The 16,377-nt window shown below is 69.2% G+C and carries 14 protein-coding genes; 2 read left to right on the forward strand and 12 right to left on the reverse strand.

The genetic code is table 11. From position 1 onward, the window contains the following. Window position 1 precedes the first annotated feature (1 nt). Window positions 2–466: a DUF6653 family protein gene (locus D0C15_RS14210; RefSeq protein ID WP_116045189.1), complete on the forward strand. Its 465-nt coding sequence runs from the start codon at window positions 2–4 to the stop codon at window positions 464–466. On the opposite strand, the gene D0C15_RS14215 is transcribed toward D0C15_RS14210, so the two are convergent. The 12 genes from D0C15_RS14215 to D0C15_RS14270 all read right to left on the reverse strand — a co-directional run bounded on the left by D0C15_RS14215 (window position 403) and on the right by D0C15_RS14270 (window position 15,382). Continuing rightward, window positions 403–1,149, reverse strand: coding sequence for a sirohydrochlorin chelatase (locus D0C15_RS14215; RefSeq protein ID WP_116045192.1), 747 nt, complete (start codon window positions 1,147–1,149; stop codon window positions 403–405). The two genes, D0C15_RS14210 and D0C15_RS14215, sit on opposite strands and share 64 nt — an antisense overlap. Next, window positions 1,146–2,279, reverse strand: a complete 1,134-nt coding sequence (locus tag D0C15_RS14220) for a uroporphyrinogen-III synthase (protein ID WP_116045195.1) — start codon at window positions 2,277–2,279, stop codon at window positions 1,146–1,148. Before D0C15_RS14220 ends, D0C15_RS14215 begins: the two co-directional genes overlap by 4 nt. Continuing rightward, window positions 2,276–2,638 (reverse strand): nitrite reductase small subunit NirD, encoded by a 363-nt coding sequence (nirD, locus tag D0C15_RS14225; protein WP_245975776.1) that lies wholly within the window; start codon window positions 2,636–2,638, stop codon window positions 2,276–2,278. The genes D0C15_RS14220 and nirD overlap by 4 nt, the downstream gene beginning before the upstream one ends. Next, a complete protein-coding gene (gene nirB / locus D0C15_RS14230) occupies window positions 2,635–5,187 on the reverse strand; it encodes a nitrite reductase large subunit NirB (RefSeq protein ID WP_211323194.1) in 2,553 nt (850 codons plus the stop codon). Before nirB ends, nirD begins: the two co-directional genes overlap by 4 nt. Window positions 5,188–5,303: 116 nt before the next feature. Next, entirely contained in the window at window positions 5,304–6,680 is a 1,377-nt protein-coding gene (locus D0C15_RS14235) for an MFS transporter (RefSeq protein ID WP_116045200.1), read from the reverse strand. A gap of 67 nt (window positions 6,681–6,747) precedes the next feature. After that, window positions 6,748–8,196, reverse strand: coding sequence for an FAD-dependent oxidoreductase (locus D0C15_RS14240; protein ID WP_116045202.1), 1,449 nt, complete (start codon window positions 8,194–8,196; stop codon window positions 6,748–6,750). Further along, complete coding sequence (locus D0C15_RS14245; protein ID WP_116045204.1) at window positions 8,193–10,313, reverse strand: molybdopterin oxidoreductase family protein; 2,121 nt, start codon at window positions 10,311–10,313, stop codon at window positions 8,193–8,195. The genes D0C15_RS14240 and D0C15_RS14245 overlap by 4 nt, the downstream gene beginning before the upstream one ends. A 132-nt stretch (window positions 10,314–10,445) precedes the next feature. After that, window positions 10,446–10,916 (reverse strand): SRPBCC family protein, encoded by a 471-nt coding sequence (locus D0C15_RS14250; protein WP_116045206.1) that lies wholly within the window; start codon window positions 10,914–10,916, stop codon window positions 10,446–10,448. Further along, window positions 10,913–11,710, reverse strand: a complete 798-nt coding sequence (locus D0C15_RS14255; protein ID WP_116045208.1) for a TIGR02569 family protein — start codon at window positions 11,708–11,710, stop codon at window positions 10,913–10,915. Before D0C15_RS14255 ends, D0C15_RS14250 begins: the two co-directional genes overlap by 4 nt. A gap of 40 nt (window positions 11,711–11,750) precedes the next feature. Continuing rightward, window positions 11,751–12,929, reverse strand: coding sequence for an adenylyltransferase/sulfurtransferase MoeZ (gene moeZ, locus D0C15_RS14260; RefSeq protein ID WP_116045335.1), 1,179 nt, complete (start codon window positions 12,927–12,929; stop codon window positions 11,751–11,753). Window positions 12,930–13,098: 169 nt separating this feature from the next. Beyond that, a complete protein-coding gene (locus tag D0C15_RS14265; RefSeq protein WP_116045210.1) occupies window positions 13,099–14,256 on the reverse strand; it encodes a DUF3152 domain-containing protein in 1,158 nt (385 codons plus the stop codon). A 100-nt stretch (window positions 14,257–14,356) separates the two neighbouring features. Beyond that, on the reverse strand, window positions 14,357–15,382 hold the full coding sequence (locus D0C15_RS14270; protein ID WP_425455391.1) for an alpha/beta fold hydrolase: 1,026 nt from the start codon (window positions 15,380–15,382) through the stop codon (window positions 14,357–14,359). Window positions 15,383–15,545: 163 nt separating this feature from the next. Between D0C15_RS14270 and D0C15_RS14275 the strand changes: the two genes are divergently transcribed. Continuing rightward, window positions 15,546–16,214 carry a TetR/AcrR family transcriptional regulator gene (locus tag D0C15_RS14275; protein WP_162830080.1) on the forward strand — a complete coding sequence of 223 codons (669 nt, stop codon included), beginning with the start codon at window positions 15,546–15,548 and terminating at the stop codon, window positions 16,212–16,214. The last annotated feature ends 163 nt before the right edge of the window (window positions 16,215–16,377 follow it).

A 16,377-nucleotide genomic window follows, 5' to 3' on the forward strand; every position in this document is an offset into this window, starting at 1 on the left:
TATGAACCGGAAAGCGAGCGCGCTCCGGCACACGATCTTCGCCAGGCACTCCAGCCCGTGGAGCGCGTGGACCCGCTGGCTCAGCACCCCATTGACACTGGTGCCGGTGTGGACCCGGAAATGGAGCCACGGCGCGGTTGTCGGTGCCTGGATGGCGCTCAACCCCGTGGTGTTCCCCAAGCCGCCGGACGACAGCGCGTGGGCCACCAGGGCGATTCTCGGCGAAGAACGATGGATCGCCAAGCGGCCGAAAGACGCCGCACTGGCCGTCAACACCGCGGGCACGGTGATGATGGGGGCTGCCGTACTCGCCGCCCGCAAGCGAAAACTCGTTCCCGCGGTCGTCGCCACATGTGTCCAGATGGGACTGGTCATGGCCTACTGGGAGCAGATGGCCCGCTATTACGAGACCCACGACGTGGCAGGCTCACGAGCCCAGCTCGACCCGGCAAGCGCCGCCGAGTAGCGCCGCAGCACCAGGGCGGCGACTCCGGGGAGGACGTCAGGGCCACCGCCGGCGGAGTAGGCGCACAACGGGCCGGCCACTACGTCGGCCCCCGCCGCGTCGACCCTGCGCTGGAACAGCCCGGGGGCCAGCAACCATGATGCGACCGCGACACGCCCGCCCGCCCTGCGCGCGGCACTGACCGCGCCGGCGATGTCCGGCTCCGCCGTGGCGGCGTATCCGATCCGGACCGGCGCCCGCAGCCGGTCCGCCAGTGCGTGCGCCACGAATTCCACTTCGGACAGTGCGCGTGGGTCGCTCGATCCGGCCGCGGCCAGTACCACCGCGTCGTTCTCGCGATGCCCCGCCGCCCGCAGCCGCCGCAGTAGCACCTCGACCAACTCCGGTGCGGGACCGAATGCCTTCGCCAGCAGCACGTCCTGCCACCGGAGATCCCGCGCTGCCGCGATCTGGGCGGGAATATCGGTCCGGACGTGGTAGCCCGAGGCCAGGAAGGCAGGCACCACAACGACTGGTCCACAGTGGTCGCCGACGTCGCGTAGCACCGAGGTGACATCCGGCTCCCGTACGTCGGCGTAGGCGACCCGCACCGGCACACCCGACCGCCGCACCAGTTCGGCGAGCCGCTCGATCACCAACGGCCCTGCCGGATCCCGGGTTCCGTGAGCTGCCAGCACGATCACGGCCGCTGCGCCCCTTCCCGCCGCTGAACGGCAAGCCGATAGCCGCGCTTGACCACGGTCTGCACCAGCGTGGCCTCCCCCAGTGAGATCCGGAGCCTGCCGATCGCCGTCTCCACCGCGTGCTCCTCACCGCCACCTGGCAGTGCCGAGGTCAGCTCTCTGCGGGAGACCACCCTGCCCGGGCTCCTGGCCAGCGCTCGCAGGACCGACATCGGCGCCGGTGCCACCTCACACAGCTCGCCGTCCACCACGGCGGCCTGGCCGCGCAGCTCTATCTGCCGTCCGGCGGCGGACAACCGGGGCGAGCGGTCGACAAGGGTGTGCGCGAGAGCCCGTGCCAGCGCACCGATCCTGGCACGTTCGGGCTGGACCACCGGGATGCCCAGCGTCGTGAGCGGTGCCGCGGCGATCGGCCCCACACAGGCCGCCACCACCCTGCCGGACAACGCCTCCACCAGCGCTGCCTGCCTGCCGGTGCGTCGGGCCATCGCCAGCGTGCTCGCCGCTGCGGGCGCGCTCGTGAACGGCATGGCGTCGATCGTCCCGTCCAGCACCGCGTCGATGAGGCGGTCGAGCGGACCGGGATCGGCGGGCGCGACCCAGCGATAGACCGGGATCTCGATGACCTCGGCCCCTGCCGAACGCAGGGCGTCCACGAAGTAGGGCAATGGCTCGCCGTGCAACTGGACCACTATCCGCCGTCCGTCCACCCCGGACTCCAGCAGGTGCCGCAGCACCTCCGCATTGCTCTCCGAAACCGGGGAGTAGTTCTCGCAAAGCCCCGCGGCCCTCACTGCCCCCTTGGCCTTCGGCCCCCTGGTCAGCAGGTTGGTGTTCCGCAGCCGCGCCAGTAGTCGCTCACCGACGCCCCATCCCTCGGCTGCCTCGATCCAGCCGCGGAAACCGATCCCCGTCGTGGCCACCACGGCATCCACCGGTTCCGTCAGCAACTCGCGCGTCGCGGCATGCAGTTCAGTGTCATCCGAAAGCGGGACGATCCGGATCGCGGGGCCGTACCGCACCACCGCGCCCTTTCGCACGAGCAACGCACCGAGTTCGTCGGCACGGCGGGCGGCTGTGATGCCCACCGCGAACCCGGCCAGTGGCAGCAGGTCGGACGGCGCGGTCACGGCGAACCCACGTGCACGATCCCACCCCGCAGCCGGACAGGGTAGGTGGCGACCGCGACCGAGTCGTCGTCGAGGCAGCTACCGGTACGCAGATCGAATCGCTGCTTGAGCATCGGGGAGGCCACGAACGGCACGCCTTCGCTGTCGCCGAGGATGCCGCGGGACAGTACGGCCGCCCGGGAAAACGGGTCTATGTTGGACAGCGCGAAGAGCTCATCATCCACAGTGCGGAACACCGCAACCTGCCGCCCACCGGGCAACAGGGCCGCGACACCGCCGCCGCGCACGACCTCCTCGGCGGCGCATATCGCTGTCCAGGTCATCCCGTGCGGCTCGCTCACTCCGGTCACCGCGGTCATCGACTCGCCACCTCCGGAAAGCCAAGTAAAACAGGCACTTGCTGCTCCCGTTCGGTCCGGAACGAGATCGTCGGATCCGGTGCTCCCGGCGCGTTGACGAAGGAGGAGAAGCGGGCCAGCTTCTCCGGGTCCTCCAGCACTCCGCGCCACTCGTCCGCGTAGTCGCCCACGTGCTTGGCCATCGCCGCGTCGAGGTCATCACAGATGCCGAGACTGTCCTCCATGATCACCGCACGCAGATGGCCGAGGCCGCCTTCCATCTCCTCGATCCAGGGTGCGGTGCGCTGCAACCGGTCGGCGGTGCGCACGTAGAACATCAGAAACCGGTCGATGGTCCGGATCAGCGTCTCCGAGTCCAGATCGGACGCGAGCAGCTGCGCGTGCCTCGGCATCGCGCCGCCGTTGCCGCCGACGTAGAGGTTCCAGCCGTTCTCGGTGGCGATGACGCCGAAGTCCTTCCCGCGCGCCTCGGCGCACTCTCTGGCGCAGCCGGACACCCCGGCCTTGATCTTGTGCGGCGAGCGCAGGCCCCGGTAACGCAACTCCAGTTCGATCGCCATCCCGACCGAGTCCTGCACGCCGTAGCGACACCAGGTGGAGCCGACGCAGGACTTGACCGTGCGCAGGGCCTTTCCGTAGGCGTGCCCGGACTCCATCCCCGCGTCCACCAACCGACGCCAGATCAGCGGCAGCTGATCCACGGTCGCCCCGAAGAGGTCGATCCGCTGCCCGCCGGTGATTTTGGTGTAGAGCCCGAAGTCCCTGGCCACCTCCGCGATCACCAGCAGCTTCTCCGAGGTGATCTCCCCACCCGGGATGCGTGGTACGACCGAGTAGGTGCCGTTACGCTGCAAATTCGCCAGGTATCTGTCGTTCGTGTCCTGCAGCGTCGCCTGTTCACCGCTGAGGATGTGGTTGGGGGTGCCGATCAGCGGGGCCAGGGTCGCCAGGATCGAGGCGACGGCAGGCTTGCAGATCGCGCAGCCCTTTCCGGTGCCGTGCCGGGAGATCAGCTCACTGAACGTGGGGATCCTTGTCGCGTGGACGATCTCGAACAGCTCCGCCCGCGACTGGCTGAAGTGCTCGCAGACCGCGGTCGACTGTTCGACGCCGCAGGAGTCGAGCAGTTTGCTCAGCATCGGCACGCAGGAGCCGCAGCCCGTTCCCGCGTTGGTACAGCCCTTGATCGCGGCTACGGTGTCGCAGCCCTTGGCCAGGATCGCCTCGTTGATGGCGCCCTTGCTCACCGCGTTGCAGGAACAGATCTGCGCCTCGTCCGGAAGCGCGTCCACGCCGACGCCGCCCTCCGCACCGCCGGACGGGGCGAGGATCGAGGCGGGCGCGGCGGGTAGTGCCCGCCCGACCAGCGGGCGCAGCAGGTTGTAGTCACTCGCGTCGCCGACCAGCACGCCACCGAGCAGGGTCTTCGCATCGTCGGAGACGACGAGTTTCTTGTAGGTGCCCGAAACCGCGTCGTTCACCACCACCTCGAGCGCGCCCTCGGTACTCGCATGGGCGTCCCCGAAGCTGGCGACGTCGACGCCGAGCAGCTTGAGCTTGGTGGAGAGATCCGCGCCGGGGAACGTCCCGTCCCTGCCGAGAAGCTGCGCCGCGACGATCTCGGCCATCGAGTAGCCGGGAGCGACGAGGCCGTAGCAGCGTCCTTCCACCGCGGCACACTCGCCGATCGCGTACACGTCCGGCACGGCCGTCCGGCACGAGGAGTCCACCAGGATGCCGCCCCGTTCGGCCACCGCCAGTCCGTGCGCTCGCGCGAGGTCGTCGCGCGGGCGCACGCCCGCCGAGAACACGACGAGGTCGACGTCGAGTTCGGTGCCGTTTCCGAGCTTGGCGAACATCCGGTCGCCATCGCACTCGATCCGCTCCGTGGAGGTTCCGGTGTGGACGGTGACGTCGAGGTCGGCGACGAGTCCGCGCAGCAGCGCGCCGCCCCCGTCGTCGATCTGCAGCGGCATCAACCGCGGAGCCATCTCCACGATGTGCGGGGACAGTCCCATGCCCCGCAACGCATTGGCCGCCTCCAATCCCAGCAGGCCACCGCCGACGACCATTCCAGCCCGCCTGCCCCGGACCGAGGCCGAGTGCTCGGCCGCCGCACGAATGGCATCGAGGTCCTCGATCGTCCGGTAGACGAAACAACCCGGCAGATCGTGTCCCGCGACGGGCGGGACGAACGGCCGCGAACCGGTCGCGAACACGAGCGCGTCGTAAGCCTGCTCGTGTCCGCTGCCGGTGGTTACCGTCCTGCGTTCGGTGTCGACCACGGTGACGGCATCGCCGAGCCGCAGCTCGACCAGATCGTCACCCGCGTAGTCGGAGCGGTCGAGCTCCAGCGCACTCGCGTCCCAGCTGTCCACATAGGAGGAGAGAGCGACTCGGTCGTAGGCGGGCCGTGGTTCCTCCGCGAGCACGACCACCCGCCATGCGCCGCCGGTGTCCTCCGCGCGAACGGCCTCCACCAGACGGTGGCCCACCATTCCGTTGCCGACGACCACCAACGTCCTTGGCACACCAGGGTTTGGCAACATCGTCCACCTCCACCTCTCGTGGTTATGGTCATCGCGGCGCATGTCGGACCTGCTGCCTCGACGTTGCGCCGGTGTTAAGAGAAGCTCCCCTCGCGGATCAGCGAAGGGTGCGCCGATCAGACGCCCGCGTAGGCGAGGCTGGGGACGCGCGCGATGGCGAAACTCCTGCGCAGGTAGAACCACCAGGTGGTCGCCACACACACGCCGTAGAAGGCGAGGAACGCGTTCAGGGCCGAGGTCAGGCTCTTGCTCTCACCCTCGAGGGAGAACTTGAACACCAGGTTCACCAGCACTCCGCCGAAGGCGCCGATCGCGCCAGCCACCCCGACCACCGCGGCCGCCTGGCGTTTGGCCGAGGTCATCAGCTCACCGAGGTCCTCGCCGGTCTCCGACGCCCTGGACCTGGCGTTCGCCGAGAAGATCATCGGGATCATCCGGTAGGTCGAGCCGTTCCCGATTCCGGTGAGCACGAACAGCAGGATGAACGAACCGAAGAACAGCGCGAAGCTCTGCTGCGCCACACCCACCAGCACTCCGACGGTGCCGATCGCCATCCCGACGAAGTTGAGCAGGGTGATCCGCGCACCTCCGATGCGGTCGGCCAGCCAGCCGCCGAACGGCCGGGTGATCGAGCCGATGAGAGCGCCGAGGAAGGCCAGGGCCACGAAGTTCTCGAACTCGACGAAACTGATCTTGATCAGCGAGGGGAAGGCGAAGGAGAAGCCGATGAACGAACCGAACGTGCCGATGTAGAGCAGCGACATGATCCAGGTGTGCTTGCTGTACATGGCGAGTTTGTAGGAGGTGCCGTCCGGACGGGCCTGGGTGAGGCTGTCCATGAAGAACCAGGAGCACAATGCCGCGATCAGGATCACCGGCATCCACATCAGCGCGGCGTACGCCAGCTGGATCCCCGTGCCGAGGCTGATCACGATCGGCACGAACAACTGGGTCACGGCCACCCCGAGGTTGCCGCCCGCGGCGTTCAGCCCGAGCGCGAGGCCCTTCTTACCCTCGGGAAAGAAGAACGAGATGTTCGCCATCGAAGAGGAGAAGTTCCCGCCACCGAAGCCCATCGCGCCCGCCGTGAGCAGGAAGAACCAGTACGGAGCCTCGGTGGTCACCGCGATCAGCAGCATCGTGCACGGGATCGTGAGCAGTCCTGCGCTGATGGTCGTCCACGCCCTGCCACCGAACTTCGGCACCGCGAAGGTGTACGGCACGCGCAGCGCGGCGCCGATCAGATTCGGCAGGATCAGCAGCCAGAACGTCTGCCCCACGCTGAACGCGAAGCCGGCATCGCCGAGGCTCACCACGACGATGCTCATCAGGATCCACACGTTGAACCCGAGATGCTCGGCGAGGATGGAAAAACCCAGGTTCCGCCAGGCCGTCCGCTTTCCGGTGCGCGCCCAGAAACCGGGGTCCTCCGGTTCCCACTTCTCGATCCAGCGTCCTTTTCGCACTGCCGGCTCGTCGGTAATCACACTCATCTGGTCTGCTCCTTGTGCTTCGTGATGGACGTCCGATCGCGCCGGGCGCGGGATCGGGACGTCGGCGTCAGGCGGTGGTGGTGAGCCAGTCGGCGATGCCACAGACGGCGTCGGCGCAGGACCCGCATCCGGTGGTGGCCCGCGTCGCCCGCGCCAGTTCCGGCACGGTCGTCGCCCCGGAGCGCCACGCCTCGACGAGCTTTCCCTTGCTCACGGTGTTGCACCGGCATACGACGGCGCTCGCGGGCAGGTCGGCCGGGCTCGCCGCGACCGGCGCCGAACCTCCCGGTGTGCCCCTGCCCATGAGCAGGCCGAGCCGGTCGTCGGGCAGCGGGGTCGACCTGTCGTAAAGCTGGGTCACCGTGGCGGCGGCCTCCGGTGCGCCGAGCAGGATGGCGCCCGCGATCTTGTTCTCCCGCACCACGATCCGCGCGTAGCGGCCCCTGCCCGCGTCACTCACGCTGACGACCTCGGTGCCCGCGTCGTCCTGCCCCGCCTGCGCGTCGCCGAAGGCGGCCAGGTCCACGCCCCGCGCCTTCAACCGGGTGAGCACGGCCGTGCCGCGATAACGGGCGGCGGCGTCCGTTCCGGTCAACAGGTCCGCCAGCACCTCGGCCTGCTCCCAGGCAGGCTGCACGAGCCCGGAGACCGTGCCGGGATGCTGCGCGCAGTCTCCGATCGCGTGCACCCGCCCGTCGCTCGTGCGCAGTGCGTCGTCCACCAGCACTCCGCGATCCACGGCGAGTCCGGCGTGGACCGCCAGCGCGGTGTTGGCTCGCACACCGGCGGAGACGACGACGAGGTCGGCCTGCACATGGGAGTCGTCGGCGAGCTTCAGCCCGTCGCCGGGCAGATACCGCGCCGCGGTGGTGCCGAGCCGGAAGTCGATCCCCAGCTCGCCCAGTGTCCGCGCCAGCGCCTTGCCGCCTTCCGCGTCGAGTTGCCGCTCCATCAGGTGCTCGGGCGGATGTACCACGGTCACCAGGTTGCCGCGGCCCGCGAGACCCCGGGCCGCTTCGAGCCCGAGCAGTCCACCGCCCAGCACGGCGACCGGTGCCCCGACCCGCGCGGCGGACAGAATCCGGTCGCAGTCCGCGAGCGTGCGGAAAGTGACGACACCCGGGGCGAGACTCCCGTCGTCGAAGCACAACCCCTCCGTCGGCGGAATCCACGGGTCGGCCCCGGTCGCGAGCACCAGCCCGTCGTAGTCCACAGTGGATCCGTCGGAGAGGTGCACGACGCGGTGTGCTCGGTCGATCCGCACCGCGGTGACCCCGGTCCGGAGGTCGACGCCCTGCCTGCCCGCCCAGTCCTCGTCGTGCAGCCGCACCGAGTCCAGCTTCATCGTGCCCGCGAGCACCGAGGACAGCAGCACCCGGTTGTACGCGGGTTCCCGCTCCGCCCCGACCACGGTCAGCTCCACCGTTCGTGCCTCCGGGTCGCGCCTGCGGATCTCCTCGGCGAGGCGCGATCCCGCCATGCCGTATCCGAGAACGACCACCTTTCGCGATGTCATGACGCCTCCTCGGCCGCGGTGTGGGCTGTGGCCAGGCGGACCGCGCAGACCTTGAACTCCGGCATCCTGCTGGTCGGGTCCAGCACGGGATTGGTGAGCAGGTTCGCCCGCTCGTCACCCGCGAAGTGGAAGGGCAGGAACACCAGGTCCAGCCGCATCGACGGCAGGCACCGGACGATGGCCGTCGCCTCACCCCGGCGCGAGGTGATGCGTGCCAGCTCCCCCTCGGACAGGCCGTACCGCGCCGCCGTGTCCGGATGTATCTCCACAAAGGACCTCGGAACCAGATCGTTCAGCTCGTCGACGAGCCGGGTCTGCGCACCGGACTGATAGTGCTGCAGTACCCGCCCGGTGGTGGCCTGCAAGGGAAACTCGGCGTCCTGCGGCTCCGCGGGTCCGATGTGCTCGACCGGGAAGAAACGCGCGCGGCCGTCGGGGTGCGCGAAACCGTCGAGAAACATCCTGGGAGTACCCGGATGGTCATCGGCGGGCACCGGCCAGTGCAGTGCCTCCCCTGCCCGCAGGCGTTCGTAGCTGATGCCGGAGTAGTCGGCGGGGCCGCCTTTCGACGCGGCGCGCAGTTCGGTGAAGACGGATTCCGCGTCTGCGGGGAAGGCATGCGGGGGAAAGCCGAGCCTGGTCGCGAGCCCGGCGAGTAGCTCCAGGTCCGTGCGGACCCCCTCCGACGGCTCGAGCGCGCGCCTGCGCAGCAGCACCCTGCCCTCGAGGTTGGTCATCGTCCCGTCCTCTTCGGCCCACTGGGTGACCGGGAACACCACATCGGCCATGGCAGCGGTTTCGGAGAGGACGAGATCGGCGACCACGAGTAGATCGAGGTCGGCAAGACGGTCGGTGACGTGCCCCGCGGAGGGCGCGGAGACGACGACGTTGCTGCCGAACACGAGCAGCGCACTCGGGCCGGATTCGGTCCCCAACGCGTCGAGCAGTTCGTAGGCAGACCGGCCCGGCCCGGGAAGAGTCGCGGGGTCGACGCCCCAGACACCCGCGACATGCTCGCGGGCGGCCGGGTCGTCGATCCGGCGGTAACCGGGCAACTGGTCGGCCTTCTGCCCGTGCTCCCTGCCGCCCTGGCCGTTGCCCTGCCCGGTCAGGCAGCCGTAGCCGGAGCCCGGCGTGCCGGGGAGACCGAGCGCGAGGGCCAGGTTGATCCAGGCGCTCACCATGTTCGCGCCGTTGGCGTGCTGCTCGCTGCCCCGGCCCGTGAGCACATAGGTGTTCGCGGCGGTCGCGAGGATCCGGGCCGCCTTGCGCTGATCGGCGGCAGCGACGCCGGTGACGCGTTCGGCCCGTTCCGGCCACCACGCGGCCGCCGCGTGCCAGACCTCATCGAAGCCGGTGGTCCTGCTGTCCACATAGGTTTGGTCCAGGTACCCGTCCGCGACGACTGCGTGCAGAATTCCCAGTGCCAGAGCCAGATCCGTGCCCGGCGCGGGAGCGAGGTGCAGGCTCGCCTGCTCGGCCGTCGGGGTGCGGCGCGGGTCCACGACGACGAGCCCGCCAGCAGCCCGCGCCTTGCGCAGGTGCTGGGTGAACGGCGGCATCGTCTCCGCCGGGTTGCTGCCCGCGAGCAGGACCGCGTCAGCCCCGGCGAGATCGGTGACGGGAAACGGCATACCCCGATCGACGCCGAACGCCCTGAGCCCCGCGGCCGCCGCCGAGGACATACAGAACCGGCCGTTGTAGTCGATCTGCGAGGTGCCCAGCGCGATCCGGGCGAACTTGCCCAGCAGGTACGACTTCTCGTTGGTCAGCCCGCCGCCGCCGAACACCGCGACCGCGTCCGCGCCGCGTTCACTGCGAATCGAGCGAAGCCGGTCCGCGACCAGGTCCAGGGCTTCGTCCCAGCTCGCGGGTCGCAGCTCACCGTCCCGCCGGACCAAGGGCTTGGTCAGCCTTCGTGGCGACCCGAGTAGCGCCGCCGAGGTCCAGCCCTTCTGGCAGAGCCCGCCCGCGTTCGTCGGGAAGTCCCTCGGCGCCACCTCAGCCTTGGCGGTGACGGTCATCGCGCATTGCAGCGCGCAGTACGGGCAATGGGTGTCGGTCCGGGCCGGGCTCGTCGCGTCTTGCGCCCGTGTTCCCTCTGCCGTCAGCGTCACGGATACCTCCTGCTCGTCGGCGGCAGTACCGACGCTAGGCAGGACGTGTTACCCGGAAACGTTCCAATGTTTCAGGCATGCGACATTGCGCCGCCGATGCCCGGACCTGTTTGTGAGATCCGGCGCCAGCGCTCAGACCCGGCCGAAGCGGCGGAGGAGGCGTGCGTGCCGGTGCCGGAACAGCCGCGGCACCACTTCGCGCAGCACGGCGCCGGTACCGGCGAACCGTGGCTGGAACTCGACCCGGTCCACCAGCAGGCAACCGCGCTCGGTCGGGGTCAGCGTGCGTTCGTGCTCCCAGCTCGCGGCACTGAGCATGCGCGATCGCTCCAGGAACCTGTGTGGTGGCTCGATCTCCACGATCGCGATGTCGTCGTAGTCGACGGGGAGTACGCCGAACACCAGGAGCACGCTCTTCCCGAGTTTCGCGGGAGAAGCCAGCTCGAGCGATCCACCCGCGCGCAGCCGGGATGGCACCGTCATCCGCAGCAACGGGCGCAGTTCGTCGTTGATCCCCGCGAAACTCGTGACGTGTGCCCACAACGGTTCGACCGATACGGCGAGTTCGGTCTGGATCCGCACCACGGGTCGCTGAGCGGTCACAGCGTCTCGCTCACCTCGTGCGCCGCGTCCAGCAGGCCGTCGAGCGCGGCCCTTGTCGAGCGCGGGTGCAGCGCGTGCAGCGCCAGCCGGAACAGCGTCGCGCGCAACAACAGCTGCGGCCACTCCGGCAGATGCGCCCAGCGGTGAAGCAGGTCCGCCTCCGCGCCGCCCCAGGCGAGGGCGTCCACGGCAGCCACCGCGGCTCCCCATTCGGCAGGGCGGAAGTAGGGGGTGAAGTCGACGATCCCTGGTGGCGCGTCCCCGTCGAACAGCACGGTGCCGAACAGTTCGCCGTGCACGACCTGGTCTTTTCCGTGCACCTTCCGCCGGGCACCCGAGAGCACCTCGAACCAGCGGCCACCCTTGGTCTCGTCGAGTTCGAGGTGCTGCTCCTCCCAGGCCACCCGATCGGCCACGGCTGCGACGTCATCACGCGCGGGCAGGAACGACGGCCGGGGCAGATGCGCGGTCGCCTGGTGCAGCTTGATCGCGGTCAGCAGGACCTCGTCGTACCGATGTTCGGCGGTGCCGGTGAGGTAGCGGTAGGCCCGCCAGCCCGCGAGCAGGTGGCGGCCGTCGGTGGAACGGATCGGGCGCGCGACGCGCAGATCCGGCACCTCCAGCTGTTCCAGGGTGCGCGCCAGCCACACGGCATGCGCCCGATCGGTGACCGGTTTGAGCACGACCGGGCCACAGCGCCACGAATCACTGCCGGGCAGTGGCTCGGCCTCGGTGACATCGGCCCCGAACGCCGCGCACACGTGCGCGGGCGGGGGCTGTCGCGGTGGGGGCACGGTGACCGACGTTACCGTTCCCCCACCGCTGACACATGGATCAGTAGGTCGGCAGGCTCGTGTCCACCTGCCTGGCCCAAGCCAGCACGCCGCCACCGAGGTGCGACGCGTCCTTGAAACCAGCCGCGTGCAGGGCCGCGAGCGCCTCCGCCGAACGCGCACCCGACTTGCAGTGCAGGACGATCGGCTTGTCCTGCGGCAACTCGGCCAGCGCCTCACCCGACAGAATGCGGTCCTTCGGGATCAGCTTCGCGCCCTTGATGTTGACGATCTCGTACTCGTGCGGCTCGCGGACGTCGATCAACTCGAAGTTCTCGCTGTTGTCGAACTTGGCCTTCAACTCCGCGGGCGTGATCGTGTGCTGGGAGGCCGCTGTCGCCGCGTCATCGGATACGACACCGCAGAACGCGTCGTAGTCGATGAGCTCGGTGATCTTCGGGGTCTCCGGGTCCTTGCGGATCTTGACCTCGCGGTAACGCATCTCCAGCGCGTCGTAGCTGATGAGCCTGCCGAGCAGCGGCTCGCCGATACCGGTGAGCAGCTTGATCGCCTCGTTCACCATGATCGAGCCGATGGAGGCGCAGAGCACGCCCAGCACCCCGCCCTCGGCGCAGGAGGGGACCATCCCCGGGGGCGGCGGCTCGGGGTAGAGGTCGCGGTAGTTCAGGCCGCGGCCGTCCGGCGCGTCCTCCCAGAAGACACTGACCTGGCCCTCGAACCGGAAGATCGAGCCCCAGACGTAGGGCTTGCCGAGCAGCACGGCGGCATCGTTGACCAGGTACCGCGTGGCGAAGTTGTCGGTGCCGTCGAGGATCAGGTCGTAGTCGCGGAAAATGTCCAGTGCGTTGTCGCTGGTCAGCTGCTCGGTGTGCAGGTGGACCTGGACGAACGGGTTGACCTCGGCGATCGACTCCTGAGCGGAGGCCGCCTTCAGCTTGCCGATGTCGGACTGACCGTGGATCACCTGGCGGTGCAGGTTGGACTCGTCGACCGAGTCGAAGTCGACCACGCCGAGCGTGCCGACCCCGGCCGCGGCCAGGTAAAGCAGTGCCGGGCTACCGAGGCCACCGGCTCCGATCACCAGCACCTTCGCGTTCTTCAGCCGCTTCTGTCCTTGCATCCCGACATCCGGGATGATCAGGTGACGGCTGTAGCGGGCCACCTCGTCCTTGGTGAGCTCGGCGGCCGGCTCGACCAGCGGCGGCAGGGTGCCTGACATCGGGTCCTCCATCTCGCGCGGGGGCGCGGACTGCATTATCGCGTTCCAGTATCCATAACGCACGTGACCGGGTCCGTCTTCCCCACGTCCACCATGTGGACAGGCCGTGGCGGTTGCGATACGGCCGCGGACCGTCCCACAGCCTGCTGGTGCCGGCTCGCGTCGGTTGTCAGGGATTCGGCCAGGCGTTCGGCTTGCAGACCTTGCCGTCGGCGGGAACTCCCTGGTTCGGGTCGTACTGGTTGAGCTTGGCCACGTAGTCGTTCGAGACGCCGAAGGTCTGCTGCATCATCACCGGTGCGAGGATGCCGTCCTTGGCGCAGCCCTCGTGACCGTTACCGAGTGCGTGACCGACCTCATGGTTGATCGCGTACTGGCGGTACCCCGCCATGTCGCCGCCGTACGCCTTCGCACCCCGCACCCATCGCGCGAGGTTGATCACCACTCGCTTCTTCAGCGACAGGTTGCACGAGGACTCGTATTCGATCGAGAAGCCGCACATGTCCGGGCGATGGGTGGTGTCAGGTGAGGTGAGGCTCACCCGGAAGTCCGGCTCCGGAGCGCTGGCGTCGATCCGCTGCAGGGACACGTCGCCAGTGCCGGTCCACCCGCGGGGGTCGGACAGGATCTGCTCCACGGTGTTCGCGAATGCGTCCTCACCGGCGAAGGTGGCCGGATCGAGTCCGTCCTCCACCTCGACGGTGTAGGTGAGCAACTCGCCGCCCTTGCCGACCTTCTCGCCCTTGCCGGGAACGACGTGCCAGGTGCCCTTGCCGGACTGGGTGTACTTCCCGCCGTCCGGCAGTTCGGCCGTGGGGATCTTCAGGTTCACCGGCTCCGGCGGATTCTCCGTTGCCAGCGGTTCCCTCGAGGCGTCCTCGGTGGCGGCGGCCGCCGTACTCGCCGTGTTCTCGGCACCGTTGGCCGCCTGGGGCGGATCGGTCGCCGTATCGAACACCACGAGCGCGGTCAGCACGAGCAGTACCGGCAGCGCGTAGACCCGCCAGCCGTAGGCGGACAGTTTGCTGCGTTTCTTCCGGGGCGGCTCCGGCTCCTTGCCCTTGTCGCCGCTTCCCTTGTCGCCGCTTCCCTTGCCGCCGGGTGGTTGCTGGCCGACCGGCGCCGGCCGCCAAGAGGCGCGCAACGGTTCCGCGGTGGTGCGACGTACACCCGGCTGATAACGGTCCTCGAAGAGGTTGGCGCCGCTCGACTCGGGCTGCTCCCGGCCTGCCGAGGCCGCCGGTTTCGCACGGGGGGTGCGCCGGGGCAGCGGCGCTTGCGCTGCCCGCCGGCCGTCGCCTCGCACTCCGTGAGTCACCCGGTCCACGGCTCCAGCGTGCCATACCCCTCAGTGGCGCTCAGCGCGACCGGCGGCTCAATCACAGATCGAACGTCACCCGATCGGCGCAAAGTTGCTGGAGTCAGGCTCACCACCGGTCCGCGTCGACGCTCTCCCACAATCCGAGCACCGCCCGCGCCACGGACACCGGTCGTTCCATCTGCGCCACGTGCCCGGTCCTCGGCAACACCAGCAGCCTGCCCCTTGGCAAGGCCTTCGCGGTCCGCACGGCGCGGCGGACCGAGATCACCTTGTCCTCGGTGCCCCAGACCACCAGTGCGGGAATCTCGACCTTCGGAGCGATCGACCACAGCGAGGCCTGCCCCCGCGCGAACCAAGCGCGGAAGATGCCGAGCGTGCTGTGCGCCAGCGCGGGCGCGGCCCATTTCAGATCGGCTCGTGCGCTGTGTTCTTCAGCGAGTTCGTCAAGGCGCCGGTCGGAGAACGCGGACGGGTCGGCGAAGCAGAGATTGATCACCTGTTCGGCACGTTCCCTCGGGGTCAGCCGAGCCATCTGCCGCCGTACCCGCTTGCCGAGCAGGGGCAGGTACGCCAGCGCCATCCTGGGGTCGGAGAGCCTGCGCGGATTCGGCCTGAGATCCGGCATCGCCGGGGAGATCAGGGTCATCGTCCGGACCAGTTCCGGGTTGCGCGCGGCGAGCAGCAGGGCGACCGCCCCGCCCATCGAGTTGCCGACGAGGTGCACTGGACCCGCTTCGAGCCCCCGCACGAACTCACCGAGCGTCTCGGCGTGGGCCGCGAGGCTGAAGTCGAAGCCGTCGGCGGGCTCGGAGAATCCGAAACCGGGCAGATCCACCGCGACCCCGGCGGCCCGCGTACGAAGTTGGGCGGCCAGGTCGGTCCAGTTCGTCGAGGAACCCCCGAGCCCGTGTACGTAGACCACCGTCTCGCTACCCTCGCCGGGCGTGCGCCGCACGTGCAGCGACACCTCGCCCACCTGTTCGTACCCTCCGGACCAGGGTTCGATGTGCTGGTCCAGGGGCGGCAGCGGAGCCGAGGACATCGGCACGTGGGTCAGCGCGGGACGGACCCGAGGCCGGTCCCCGGGCGCATCCTGGGGGGTATCGGCGGGATCGATCAGGGTTTCGGACACCATTTCAGGATGGGTCCTCAGACCGAATCGCGCGACCCTTGGCGTTTCGGCCGTACCGACGAGTAATCTCAAGGGCGCCTCGCGCCGTGGTGACCCCGCCCGCGAGGCAGCACCCGGGGTCGCGAACAGTATCCGGGTGCGGGTCGACGGAGAGGCAGGCGGAATGACGGAGACGGCGCGAGCGCACGCGTACGGCAATGGCGACAGCTCGGGTTCGGGACAACTCGGTCGCGGTGTGCGGCTGCCGAGGACCGAGCGGCGGGCGCAGCTGCTGGCCGCGGCGCAGCACGTCTTCGCGGGCAACGGCTACCACGCCGCCGCGATGGACGATATCGCCGAACAGGCAGGGGTCAGCAAGCCCGTGCTTTACCAGCACTTCCCTGGGAAGCTGGACCTGTACATCGCGCTGCTGGAGAGTCACGTCGACAACCTCGTCGGCCGGGTGCAGGAGGCGCTGGCCTCCACCACCGACAACAAGCAGCGGGTGCACAACGCGGTGGGGGCGTTCTTCGAGTTCGTCAACGGCGACGCCGGGGCGTTCCGCATGGTGTTCGAGTCCGACCTGCGCGGGGAGCCCGCCGTGCAGCAGGCCGTCGACAGGGCCACCTCGGCCAGCGTCGACGCCATCACCGAGACGATCACCTCCGACGCCGGGCTCGATGAGGACCGGGCGCGGCTGCTCGCGGTCGGCCTCGTGGGCCTCAGCCAGGTCAGCGCCCGCTTCTGGCTAGCCCACCACAGCTCCATGAGCCGGGAAGAGGCTGTCACCCTCACCTCGACCCTCGCCTGGCGCGGCATCGGCGCGGGCTTCCCCCTCCAGCAGCACCCCTGACCCACCGCACCTCACCTCCGCACGGGGGTAGGAGTGTCTGCAAGTACCACCAAGCAAGGTCAACAAGTGCTCCAACCGCTACCAAGTGACCTCGCGCGAGTACGGGCTTGGTAGCGGTTAGCGACGTAGATGATCTTGCTTGGGCGTACTTGCAGGCGCACCA

This window comes from Amycolatopsis palatopharyngis (assembly GCF_003385185.1).
GTDB lineage: Bacteria > Actinomycetota > Actinomycetes > Mycobacteriales > Pseudonocardiaceae > Amycolatopsis > Amycolatopsis palatopharyngis.

Bases quoted from the DNA above. Each gene is read 5' to 3' on its own strand.
- D0C15_RS14210 (WP_116045189.1), top strand. From the start codon at position 2: ATGAACCGGAAAGCGAGCGCGCTCCGGCACACGATCTTCGCCAGGCAC.
- nirD (WP_245975776.1), bottom strand. From the start codon at position 2,638: ATGACCGCGGTGACCGGAGTGAGCGAGCCGCACGGGATGACCTGGACA.
- nirB (WP_211323194.1), bottom strand. From the start codon at position 5,187: ATGTTGCCAAACCCTGGTGTGCCAAGGACGTTGGTGGTCGTCGGCAAC.
- D0C15_RS14235 (WP_116045200.1), bottom strand. From the start codon at position 6,680: ATGAGTGTGATTACCGACGAGCCGGCAGTGCGAAAAGGACGCTGGATC.
- D0C15_RS14240 (WP_116045202.1), bottom strand. From the start codon at position 8,196: ATGACATCGCGAAAGGTGGTCGTTCTCGGATACGGCATGGCGGGATCG.
- moeZ (WP_116045335.1), bottom strand. From the start codon at position 12,929: ATGTCAGGCACCCTGCCGCCGCTGGTCGAGCCGGCCGCCGAGCTCACC.
- D0C15_RS14275 (WP_162830080.1), top strand. From the start codon at position 15,546: ATGACGGAGACGGCGCGAGCGCACGCGTACGGCAATGGCGACAGCTCG.